Below are 10,969 nucleotides of genomic sequence, written 5' to 3'. Positions count from 1 at the left end.
TGACGATGTGAATTACATAATTCTTAATAATAACAATACAATAGTAGTATCGCGCCACGATGTAGCACGCATTATGAAATGAAACATCAATGATAGCTAGTAACAGCGGCTAATTTATTTTTAGTGTGAGGATGAAAACAGCTCAATTGAATAACAATCTATTGTGACGTTTAGCTGCATCTATGATGCGTATTCATGATGAATACACTATGTAGTGGAAAATTTTTTCTAGCGTTTGAAGTGTGACATAAATCCAAGGGTTGAATATGAAGTCATAAATTTACTGTATTTATTCACTATCTGTATGCAATATAGATTATTCATTCGGTCACTTTTTAGTTAGTGAAAAAAACGTGTTACCGTAAACCTATTTAGTACAGTTTACTAATGATCTAACTTTTTGATTAATAAACATTAAAACCTTCTGTTGTGTGGAGTTTAAGGCTTTCGTATGTGAAGCCTTTTTTTTTACCTTTTATTTCTGTCTTTGCGTACTACCATCATCCATAATAAAGCATCATTAACGAGGGGTTTTCTGTGCGTGCTTAATGGATTCTCAAGCTTTTCATTTCTATTTCTATTTCTATTTCTATTACAGTCCTTAGCGGGATGTTCATCATCACAACAATCTGTTGCCCCGCAAGCAGCAGAGGTGGGTGTGGCTTCGTTTCACCCAAATACACCTAAGCTACAGCCGAGTTTTGTGAATGTTTATGATGAATGGAAAGGTACCCCTTATCGTTTAGGTGGAACGACTAAGCGCGGTATTGATTGCTCTGCATTTGTCCAAATCGGTTACTCTTCTGTTTACCAAACGATGTTGCCCCGAACGACTGGGGAGCTTGTCAAAATGGGACAAATGGTTTCAAAAAAGCAAGCTCAGTACGGTGATTTGGTGTTTTTTAAGACTGGTTATCGATTACGCCATGTCGGTATCTATATTGGCAATGATGAATTTATGCATGCATCAACATCAAAAGGGGTGATTGTTTCGCGCTTAGATAACCCGTATTGGAAGCAGGCATTTTGGCAGATTAGGAGAATTTCATTTAACTAATACGTTTAAATGATTGTTTATCCGCCAATATCTCTTATTTCTCGCATTACTTAATCGCACGGCTCATACTTTAGCTGTAGTAATCTCTTTCGGAGGTATCTATGGCTATGGCCATTACAGTTGGGCAGTTTTTATGTGCTCATCATATTTATTTCAGTCTCACTAAGCACCGTCATACTGATACGTCGTTTAGCTCTGCGGTTTCTGCGCACGTACCCGCAAAAAATGTTACTAAAGCGGTATTACTCAAAACAGAAGCTGACGATTATTTATTAGCGGTAGTACCTGCCAATCGGCGAGTAATGCTTGATAAGGTTAATATGCTAACGGGTAAAGTCTATGCTCTTGTTGGTGAACATGAACTGTCACAGATTTTTCAAGATTGTGAGCCCGGTGCGGTTCCCTCTTTAGGTCAGGCATATTCAATACCTATGCTAGTGGATGATGCTCTTATTGAGAAAGATGAGTGGTTCATGGAAGCTGGGGATCACGAAAATTTGATCCATATGGAGAAAAAGCAATTCCAGAAAATTATCCGGGATTGTCAGCATAAAAATATTAGCAGTTATGCGATGCCTTAATGTTTATGCGTATGAGGTATAAAAAGAAAAGGTAGATTTATTTTCTACCTTTTCTTGTCTGGAGATTAGATTGCTATGAGCATAAATGCTTAAACGTCATCGAAATCATCGCCACCACCGAAGCTATCGTCGCCGCCAAAGAAGTCACCACCGCCGCCGAACAAGCTGTCGTCACTATTATTGGCGAAGGTGTCTTCGTCAAAACCTGCTGAACCAAATCCACCTTCACTTGAATCGCCAAAGCCAGCGTCCCCAAAGCCACCAGTGCTTCCATCGGTGTAGTCTGAAGCAAAGCCACCAGTTGGATCGTCTAGGAAGCTACTTTCGCCTCCATCAGTTGAAGCGAGCGTATCAGCGGCTGCGCTATCGTCATTGTTGAATAGAGCGTTACTGATCATATTACCCGCGACCATACCAACAGCAACTGATGCGGCTGTTTGCATAAAGCCACCAAAAGCACTTGGTTGATGCGCTGGCTGTGGTGGTTGCGGAGCTGGGCGGTTACCACCCATCATTTTGCTTAATGTGCCGCGATTAGCTTCTGTCTTATGGTGATCAACGCACTTCTCTAAATAGTCATTTTTTTGTTTCAGTTCTTTTAACGCCATCTCTTGTACAAGTACGGCTTGCGTTAGCTTGTAGATAGCATCTTGCTGTGAGCCGATTTCATCTTTGATCAGGCTTTCAGCATCTTGGTCTTTTGCTTTCTCTGGGCTTTGTTTAAGTTTGTTTGCTACATTTTGGATGAGTTCTTTTTCTTGTGGTGTCATTTTTACTTCTCACTTTGCTGAGTGGCGTCAGCTTATGGTAATCCCCATGCCTAGCCATGTATTCTATTTTGAATACGTATTTTATTATGGCTACATCCTAGCGCACTGCAGATATTTCTATCTGTTAATTTACGTAAATATTATCGTTAAATGCCTTAAAAATAACCATAACTTATGATTTTTCAGTCGATATTCAGAATGTAGCCAAAATTTAACGCGTAGCTAGAGTGATCCAGTATGGCTGTTTTGGCTATGCGGAAGGTGTGTATGAGAATACGAGGACGCTATATTGCAGCTGAAATACAATTAACCCGCAATGATTGTGGTCATTGCGGGCTAGGTAAGTTGACGCTAATTGGATGTTAAGCCGCTTATTGACGAATACCTTCAACATGCAGTTCTAAATCAGCAAAGCTTGAAGCACCCATGACAGGAATATCAAAATCAGCTAACTCGATACGGGTTGTACCAGTAAAGCCTGCGCGGTATCCGCCCCATGGGTCATCACCTTCGCCGACAAAATGAGCATCAATAGAGAGTGGTTTTGTTTGGCCATGAAGGGTTAACTCACCTTGAATTTCGAGGTTACCATCGCCTTTATCTATCACTTTATTGCTTGTGAAGTTTGCTGTCGCGTATTTTTTTACATCTAAGAAATCATTGCTACGAATATGTTTGTCACGCTCAGCATGGTTGGTATCTAAGCTGGTTGTATCAATGTTTACATTCACTTTTGACGCAGCAACATTAGCAGGGTCGTAGCTAAATGTACCATCAAAAGTATTGAAGCGCCCTTTGATAAAACTGTAGCCAAGGTGCTGGACTTTCAAGTTAATAGACGCATGCGCCCCTTGTGTATCAATGGTGTAGTCGGCCGCTGATGCAAGGTTCGGTAATAGTGCAGCAGAAAGCAGGGTTAGAGCGATTAGAGGCTTTTTCATGACTTTGTAACTCCTAACATTTTTCTTAATGTATTGTCTTTATTTATGAAGTGGTGCTTTAACGCGGCGAGCGCATGCAGCGCAGAAAGCCCAATTAAGGTAAAGGCGATGTAGTAATGCACTTCACCGGCAAGATCTGCTTGGTTGTTAAATAACTCGCCAAGAGCAGGAACAGAAAACCAATCAAACACATCAATGGCGCGTCCATCTGCTGTTGAAATCAGATAGCCCGAGATAAATAAGCCAATAAGCAGCAGGTAAATGATTGCGTGCGCTAGTTTAGCGCCGACCTTTTCCCAGTTAGCGCCTTCAATGGGAGGATGTGAAGCAAACTGCTTCCAGATTAAACGGAATAATGTCACGGCTGCCAAACATAAGCCGATTGACTTATGCCAGTGAGGCGCGGGCTTATACCATTCTGAATAATAGTTGAGATCGACCATCCATAACCCCAACGCAAACAATCCTATGATAGTGAGTGCCGTCGTCCAATGGATCACGATAGATATCGGGTCGTATTTTTTGACAGTGCGTTGCATAACCTTGCCTTTGTCTCTAATGGTTTGGCGAGCAGTGTGCAGGCCTTAACGTATGAATTCATTGTAGAAGGAAAATATTGAGAGAACAGGTGGAGGAATTGAACAACTAGGTCAAAAAATTTGAATGAACTTAGTGACGCTGTTTTCTTGATCGACAGAGCCCTCACTGTGAGGGCTGTTTAGGTTCGGATAATGGGGAGTTATGTATTTAAGGGAAGCCCAATAAGCATTAGCGCAAAATATTATTGTCATGGCGCCAGTCCATAATGGTCCAATCTTTCATTTGTGCATGCATGGCCAGTGTTGGATCTGGATTGACGGCGAACGGCTTATCAACTGCATTGAGCAGGGGTAAGTCGTTGATTGAATCGCTATAACCGTAGCAGCCTTTATACAGAGTATCATTCGATGCTAACCATGCTTTCATTCTGGTCACCTTTCCTTGTTGGTAACTGAGTACGCCTTTGGTATTGCCAGTATAAATGTGATTAAGCGTCTCAAGTTCAATGGCAATTGCGTCATCAGCACCTAACATATGCGCGATTGGCTTTACGAGGTGTTCTGAGGTCGCAGATACGATAATTACTTTGTCCCCACGTTTTTTATGCCAGTTAATTCTGGCTAATCCATCTTGATAAATTGCAGGCTTAATTTTCTGATCAATGAATACGCTTACAAGCTCTTCAATGGCTGCGATATTTTTTCCAACTAGCGGCACTAATGTTGAACGTAGATATGAGCGCATATCCATATCGCCTTTGGTATAAGCAGCCATTATCTTTTGTTCTTTAGCCAGTAATGCAGGTAAAGCAATCTCTTGTTCGACTAAGAATGCGGTCCATAAACTTGCTGAGTTAGCAGCGATCAAAGTCTCATCAAGATCGAAAATGGCTAAATAGGGACGATTTTTTTTAACTGTATTCTCTAGCACCAAACTATTTCCTTTTAGTGAGTCTTATTTTTGACTAATTTGATGCGTAAAGGTTAGTGGTGAAATGTGACAGTTATCTTTCAGATGTGTGTAATTTTCATGTTGAAATACATCGTAATAGTTGAAGTGTGTTACATTTGTTTCATATGAGGCTGGATGCTAATGTTTAAGCAGGTGATAATTTGCTTTTAGTCAATAAATCGTCAGTTGATGGTGTGATCGTTAGTTTTTTGACGTAATCTGTATCTTGTACTGATATCTCGTGTAATTATCTAAGTTGGCTAGGTTTTACTGATTATGTTTTTGAGGGCGTTGTACTTTATATGCGATTAAATGAGTTTATTGAGTGAAGAAAATATTGAGAACTGTTCACGATATAGAGCATTACTTACGTGGTACCACTGATGATGGTTTCAGTTTCGTATATCAAGATAAAATCATCAAAAGTGCATTTCAGCCCATTGTTAATCAAGATAACACGGTTTTCGGTTTTGAAGCCTTAATGCGAGTTTACGATGCAGATGGAATGCGCTGCCAAACCGAGCCATTTTTTACGTCTCGCCATTTACCTCTTTTCGATAAAATTAATATAGATCGTCTTGCTAGGGTAATACATCTCCGTAACTTTGCTCATTTCATTCACTGTGGTGCACTCTTTCTCAATATGAGTCCAGATGCTTTGATTGATAATCGGGAGCATGAATCGGGTAATAATTTACTTTTTCCAAGAGTGAAAGAGCTAGGTCTTAACCTGAAAGATATCTATTTTGAATTGCTAGAGCACCATTGCACAGATGATCAGCAACTTAACGCTGTTTTACATGGTATGAGGCGGAAAGGGGTTAAACTCGCGATGGATGATTATGGTAGTCAGGCATCGTCTGAAGTGCGTGCGCTCACGGTGAAGCCCGACATTATCAAAATGGATAAAAGCTTGTTGCAAGAATACCTTAATGGTCATCCCAAACGTTTGAATGAAGCCCTAAGTGTGGCTAAAACTGTTGGTGCTAAAGTCTTGCTGGAAGGGGTGGAAGATAAAAGAGCGTATAATGTTGCCATGGCACTTAATGTAGACTTTATGCAGGGGTATTTCTTTGGTCGACCACTCTTATTACATGAGTTTATGAAACAATCGCAGTCTGCAGTGTAACTGCGATTACTCCATAACCAATCTTGTTATCTTGTCTTTTAATAGCAGCGTAGTTCGCTGCTATTTATTCTACCCTCGTTAATGATTGATACTTATGCTAATGAGCAATCCCGCCTTGGGTTAATTGTGCTGGGTTTAGTAATCGTTCTAATTCTTCTCGGCTTAATGTCGTTTCTTCTTCTGCTACATCAATGATCGCCCGTTGTTCTTTGTAAGCTTTTTTGGCTATCTCTGCGGCCTTTAAATAACCAATAACAGGGTTAAGCGCTGTCACTAATATTGGGTTTTTGGCGAGGGCTTTCTGCAAATTATCATCACGAACAGTAAAGGTTGCGATGGCTTTGTCTGCCAGTAAGGTAGTAGCGCTTGCCAGCAGTTCCATACTTTGCAGTAAGTTATAGGCAATCACAGGTAGCATCACGTTCAATTGGAAGTTACCCGACTGGCCTGCAATGGTAATCGTGGTGTCGTTGCCAATTACTTGCGCTGCAACCATGGCTGCGGCTTCTGGAATCACTGGATTAACTTTCCCTGGCATAATCGACGAACCGGGCTGCAAGGCTTCAAGTTCTATTTCCCCTAAGCCCGCCAGTGGACCTGAGTTCATCCAACGTAAATCATTTGAAATTTTCATTACTGCCACAGCCGTTGTTTTTAACTGGCCCGATAAGGCGACTATGGCGTCTTGACTTCCCATGCTGTAGAAAAAATTGTCACTGGTGGTAAAAGCAATTTCTGTTGATATAGAGAGGTTGTTGGCGAAAATGGCGGCAAATTGAGGATCGGCATTGATCCCTGTGCCTACCGCGGTTCCACCTTGTGCGAGTGCACTGCTATTTTCAAGGGCATGTTCTATGCCGAGTTTGGCTTTCTCTATTTGTGTTTTCCAACCTTGCAGCTCTTGTGTGAGAGAAATGGGCATGGCATCCATTAAATGAGTTCGGCCTGTTTTTATTATCCCTTCTACTTGGATGCTTTTTTTGTCGAGCTCAGCGCTTAGGTGAGCTAACGCAGGAGCCAGTTGTTGATGGTAGCTTAATGCTGCACTGACTTGGATCGCTGTTGGGATCACATCGTTGCTGCTTTGGCCCATGTTCACATGATCATTTGGGCTCACGGGTTGACCAAGTTGCTCACTGGCTAGCGTAGCAATCACCTCATTGGCGTTCATGTTTGAACTGGTCCCAGAACCTGTTTGAAAGACATCAATCGGAAAATGTTCATGGAACTGCTTATCGATGACTTTCTGGCAGCTATCAATGATTGCATGAGCAATGTCGTGATCGAGTAAATTCAATTCAAGGTTACTGCGGGCAGCGGCTTGTTTGATGTATGCCAATGCTTGAATGAAGCTGGTTGGCATAGGGATACCACTAACAGGGAAATTATTGATAGCACGCTGTGTTTGCGCTTGGTAGAGCGCGTCTTTTGGCACGTGAACATCACCCATGCTGTCGGTTTCAGTACGGTATTGGATAGTCATGTAAGGTCCTTAAAAGCCAGATGTATGTTGGACTTGTCTTATTTCTCGTTGTAATGAGAGGAAGCGCTGTTTGCCAGCTTGTGAATCGCCGTAATATTTCTTTAAGGCGAGTAACGGACAGTGAAGGTAATCCCAACAGACACGACGAAAAATACGAGAATGGCCACGATGATCGATGGCTTTGAGCAAATTGAAAAACACCCGCCTTAGGAATAATTCTTGTAGAAGCGGGTTAGGGTTTTGGGTCCCTGATTGGTAGCAAGCAGCAAGAGTTACCCCTGATTGAATAAAATCAACAATGACGTCTGGTTCAAAGCCAGGGACAATATGTGGGTTAAGAAAGCGATCTTCGGCAGAGAAGAAAGCTTGGTAGCAACTTGCTGTTTGTTTCATGCGAGATCCGAAGTTTAATTATTCGTAGTGATAATTATTATCATTTGATGTGATTGTGCGCAAGTAGAAAACACGATGTTCGTATTAAACAAGTTTAGTGTTCTACTAAGAATCTGCTATGAAATTTATGGCGCTTGGGGTAAGCAGCGGGGATTTAAGAGGGGACTTGTGAGTTCCCCCAAAAAAACAAATGTAGTTTAGTTGTTGTTTTATATTGAAGCCGTCTGGATTTGCCAGCCTTTGTTGTTTGCTAATTTTTCAAATTGTTCACGTTCAAGCGCTACTTGTTCTTCAAGCCAAGTAATAAATGTACGTGTGATCGTGTTCTTGTTTTGGCAAACATAGGCATAACGCCACGGGCCTTCAATGATCGTGACAGGGTGAGGCAATTGAAGAAACCCTTTTTCTAGTTCACTCACAACTAATAAGAGATCTGTCATGGCGATACCTTGCCCCGCCATACATGAGGTCAGTGCCATATCCAATGTATCAAAGGTCAATCCATTGTCTTGATGAGAAAAACGTATACCTGACTGTGCTAACCAATTTCGCCAGTCTGATCTGTCTTTAGTTGGGTGTAATAACGGAAAACAAAGCGCTTGCTCGAGTGTTAATTGTTTGGCTTCCGGAGCGATTAAAGCGGAATAGACTGGTGCGAGTAACTCGTTACGCAGAAAGGTCGAATGAAAGCGACCTTGGGGTTTGTCTTCATAGTTATAAATCGCAATATCGTATTCATCACTTGTCAGGCTAACTTCATCACTGGTGTTACCTATGATAGATGACAGTACAATATCGATGTCGGGTTGCTGTTCTTTAAAGGAATGCAAACGAGGAATGAGCCAACGCACCGCTAAGCTCATGGCTACATTCAGCCGTAAAGTATTGTCATCTTGGTGCTTAAGCTGATCAATATGGCTATTAAGTTCACTAAATTGGCGGGTTAGTAAATCAGCGAGTGATTTACCTTCATTGGTTAATGTTAGTGCTCTATGCTGCCTTATAAATAGGGTAATGCCTAAATGGGCTTCCAGCTGTTTTATCTGGCGACTGACGGCACTTTGCGTCACATTGAGTTCTTCTGCAGCCAGCGTAAAGCTTAAATTGCGCGAGGCCGCTTCAAATACACGTAATGCGTTGAGTGAAGGTGGTAGTGAAGTGTGTCTTTTTTTCAAGTTATCGACCTTTTGCATGAGTTTTATGAATCCAAGAGTGCCGAAAACTCGTTTGAAAATCAACGCGAATACCACTACCTTTGGATCTCACGAAAGAATACAATTCAAGCTGTAGCAAAAAGTAGTAGAGGTAAGTATCGGTAACACACTTTTTCACTTCCCTCTGTCCATCGAGAACACTCACTGCCTAGTCATACAGCTACACCGCATATTCAAGCAATTGTCGTTATTTCTATAGGCACTAAATACGAATGAAAAAACTGATCAGCCTTGCTGTACCTTTAATTATCTCTCAGTTGATTGCACAGCTTCTGATGTTTACTGACGTCTGGATGATGGCGCAACTGAACGTCCTGGCGATAGCTGGTGGCGGGTTAGGGGCATCTGTCTATTCCTTTATCTTTCTTATCGCAGGTAGCACCGTCGGCTGTGTTGCAAACTTGATTGCCATTGCCTACGGGAAACATGTTCGACAACCGGAAAAAGCCAACCAAGAAATTCGTTCTTCATTGAAAGGGGGGATTTTACTGGCGCTAATTTTAACTTTGGCATTACAGCCGCTGTTTTACACGATGGAAGGTTGGTTACTTCACGCAAAGCAGGATCCACAGGCCGTTGCGTTAGCGATGGACTATTTTCATGCATTGAAATGGTCGATGTTACCAACGCTTTTTTTACTTGTGCTACGGAGCCTTGTGAGTGCATTTGGTGATACGCGTTCTGTGATGGTGATGTCGCTAGCAACGGTTACGCTGAATGTTCCCTTAAGTTACTTACTTGCATTCAAAATGGACATGGGTATCGCAGGTTTAGGTTATGGAACATCGTTAGCTGCATTTATTATTATGCTGGGCTACGGATTCTGGGTGTTTAGCCAACCTCGTTACCAAAAATATTCTCCGTTCAATATGTTGTCAGAATATCGTTTAGGGGCGATTACGCCACTACTGGGTATTGGTGTACCTATTATGATTGCGACCTTGCTTGAACATGCGCTATTTTCAGGTGCCGCCTTATTAGCGGGTACCTTAGGCGCCGTGTCTCTAGCGATAAATCAAATAGCCATGCAGTGCTTAAATTTCTCATGGAATATCGCTTTTGGTTTCTCACAGGCAGCTTCAATTTTGGTAAGCCAGCACGTTGGTAGTAATGAACCTCGCTTGGTGCGTCACTATGCGAAGCAAGGGCTAATTGTTGTTACTGCAACCAGTGCTGTAATTGGCGTGCTATTAAGCATGCACCCAGAATTCTTAACCCAAGTATTTAGTGTCGAAGGAGATGCATTAGCGACCGATCTTGTAAAAGCATTGCCGGGTGTCATGATAATGGTTTCGCTGTGTTTTGTGGTCGATGCATGGCAATTAGCCGCCATCAGTATATTACGTGGGATGAAAGTCGTTATTGCCCCCACGGTAATGACAGTGATTGGCTACTGGGTCGTTGGCTTACCTGCTGCATGGTTCCTAATGGATAGCATGGGGCTAGAAGGTATTTGGGCGGGCGTCGCATTGGGACTTGCGGCAACAGGGATTTTGTTGATGGTTATCCTGTATAAAAGCGTGACAGATTTTCAGCGCAAAGCGGAAATGCCTGATTCAGTGGGTGTTACTGCGTAACGTACATGGCCTGTAATTATAGGTTCTAACATATCAAAGCGAACCCTAATGGTTCGCTTTGCTGTTTCTAGCGTTTATTCATGATCTTGACTGACCGCGAGTGGGAGTATTTAGAGTGTGATAATCGCAATATCATCGTAAGATAGCTGTCATCTGATTTACGCAATAAGATCGAGGAAGATTGATGTCTATTACCAACCAGTTGTTATTGTTTCTGGATGTTGTACAGCAAGGTTCTTTTACGAAAGCCGCTTTATGAAGTGACCCCATTAAGTTGGACATTTTAGTTAAGCGGCTTGTAAGGCCTGATTTCGATATTCTATCGGAGTCAGG

At 42.0% G+C, this 10,969-nt stretch carries 11 protein-coding genes; 4 read left to right on the top strand and 7 right to left on the bottom strand.

Translation table 11 applies throughout. The annotated features are described in order from the left end of the window. Positions 1-541 precede the first annotated feature (541 nt). Together ASV53_RS19450 and ASV53_RS19445 are read left to right on the top strand one after the other, a co-directional pair. Positions 542-1,057 carry an NlpC/P60 family protein gene (locus ASV53_RS19450; protein WP_094958312.1) on the top strand — a complete coding sequence of 172 codons (516 nt, stop codon included), beginning with the start codon at positions 542-544 and terminating at the stop codon, positions 1,055-1,057. A gap of 101 nt (positions 1,058-1,158) precedes the next feature. Beyond that, on the top strand, positions 1,159-1,638 hold the full coding sequence (locus tag ASV53_RS19445; protein ID WP_094958311.1) for a YbaK/EbsC family protein: 480 nt from the start codon (positions 1,159-1,161) through the stop codon (positions 1,636-1,638). 89 nt (positions 1,639-1,727) lie between these two features. Here ASV53_RS19445 and ASV53_RS19440 read toward each other — a convergent pair whose 3' ends face one another. The 4 genes from ASV53_RS19440 to ASV53_RS19425 form a co-directional block, all read right to left on the bottom strand. Next, entirely contained in the window at positions 1,728-2,408 is a 681-nt protein-coding gene (locus tag ASV53_RS19440; RefSeq protein WP_094958310.1) for a DUF2076 domain-containing protein, read from the bottom strand. A gap of 371 nt (positions 2,409-2,779) precedes the next feature. After that, a complete protein-coding gene (locus ASV53_RS19435) occupies positions 2,780-3,349 on the bottom strand; it encodes a YceI family protein (RefSeq protein ID WP_094958309.1) in 570 nt (189 codons plus the stop codon). Then, entirely contained in the window at positions 3,346-3,888 is a 543-nt protein-coding gene (locus tag ASV53_RS19430; protein ID WP_094958308.1) for a cytochrome b, read from the bottom strand. Before ASV53_RS19430 ends, ASV53_RS19435 begins: the two co-directional genes overlap by 4 nt. Before the next feature lie 229 nt (positions 3,889-4,117). Then, positions 4,118-4,819, bottom strand: a complete 702-nt coding sequence (locus ASV53_RS19425; protein WP_239928861.1) for an HAD family hydrolase — start codon at positions 4,817-4,819, stop codon at positions 4,118-4,120. Between the two features lie 346 nt (positions 4,820-5,165). Here ASV53_RS19425 and ASV53_RS19420 point away from each other — a divergent pair, with 346 nt between their 5' ends. Beyond that, the gene (locus ASV53_RS19420; RefSeq protein WP_094958306.1) at positions 5,166-5,969 is read left to right on the top strand and encodes an EAL domain-containing protein; all 804 of its coding nucleotides are present in this window, start codon (positions 5,166-5,168) and stop codon (positions 5,967-5,969) included. 97 nt (positions 5,970-6,066) lie between these two features. Here ASV53_RS19420 and ASV53_RS19415 read toward each other — a convergent pair whose 3' ends face one another. The 3 genes from ASV53_RS19415 to ASV53_RS19405 form a co-directional block, all read right to left on the bottom strand. Next, complete coding sequence (locus ASV53_RS19415) at positions 6,067-7,452, bottom strand: class II fumarate hydratase (RefSeq protein WP_094958305.1); 1,386 nt, start codon at positions 7,450-7,452, stop codon at positions 6,067-6,069. 9 nt (positions 7,453-7,461) lie between these two features. Further along, complete coding sequence (locus ASV53_RS19410; protein ID WP_094958304.1) at positions 7,462-7,845, bottom strand: hypothetical protein; 384 nt, start codon at positions 7,843-7,845, stop codon at positions 7,462-7,464. 209 nt (positions 7,846-8,054) lie between these two features. Continuing rightward, on the bottom strand, positions 8,055-9,020 hold the full coding sequence (locus tag ASV53_RS19405) for a LysR family transcriptional regulator (RefSeq protein WP_062687893.1): 966 nt from the start codon (positions 9,018-9,020) through the stop codon (positions 8,055-8,057). Positions 9,021-9,271: 251 nt separating this feature from the next. Between ASV53_RS19405 and ASV53_RS19400 the strand changes: the two genes are divergently transcribed. Next, on the top strand, positions 9,272-10,636 hold the full coding sequence (locus tag ASV53_RS19400; RefSeq protein ID WP_094958303.1) for an MATE family efflux transporter: 1,365 nt from the start codon (positions 9,272-9,274) through the stop codon (positions 10,634-10,636). The last annotated feature ends 333 nt before the right edge of the window (positions 10,637-10,969 follow it).

It is taken from the genome of Photobacterium sanguinicancri (genome assembly GCF_002265265.1).
In the GTDB taxonomy this organism is placed as follows: Bacteria; Pseudomonadota; Gammaproteobacteria; order Enterobacterales; family Vibrionaceae; genus Photobacterium; species Photobacterium sanguinicancri.
This window is presented reverse-complemented; position numbering and strand designations above follow the sequence as displayed.

What these genes read in the sequence shown, in the direction of transcription:
- ASV53_RS19445 (WP_094958311.1), top strand. Translation starts at nt 1,159, where the DNA reads ATGGCTATGGCCATTACAGTTGGGCAGTTTTTATGTGCTCATCATATT.
- ASV53_RS19410 (WP_094958304.1), bottom strand. Translation starts at nt 7,845, where the DNA reads ATGAAACAAACAGCAAGTTGCTACCAAGCTTTCTTCTCTGCCGAAGAT.
- ASV53_RS19440 (WP_094958310.1), bottom strand. Translation starts at nt 2,408, where the DNA reads ATGACACCACAAGAAAAAGAACTCATCCAAAATGTAGCAAACAAACTT.
- ASV53_RS19435 (WP_094958309.1), bottom strand. Translation starts at nt 3,349, where the DNA reads ATGAAAAAGCCTCTAATCGCTCTAACCCTGCTTTCTGCTGCACTATTA.
- ASV53_RS19415 (WP_094958305.1), bottom strand. Translation starts at nt 7,452, where the DNA reads ATGACTATCCAATACCGTACTGAAACCGACAGCATGGGTGATGTTCAC.
- ASV53_RS19430 (WP_094958308.1), bottom strand. Translation starts at nt 3,888, where the DNA reads ATGCAACGCACTGTCAAAAAATACGACCCGATATCTATCGTGATCCAT.
- ASV53_RS19400 (WP_094958303.1), top strand. Translation starts at nt 9,272, where the DNA reads ATGAAAAAACTGATCAGCCTTGCTGTACCTTTAATTATCTCTCAGTTG.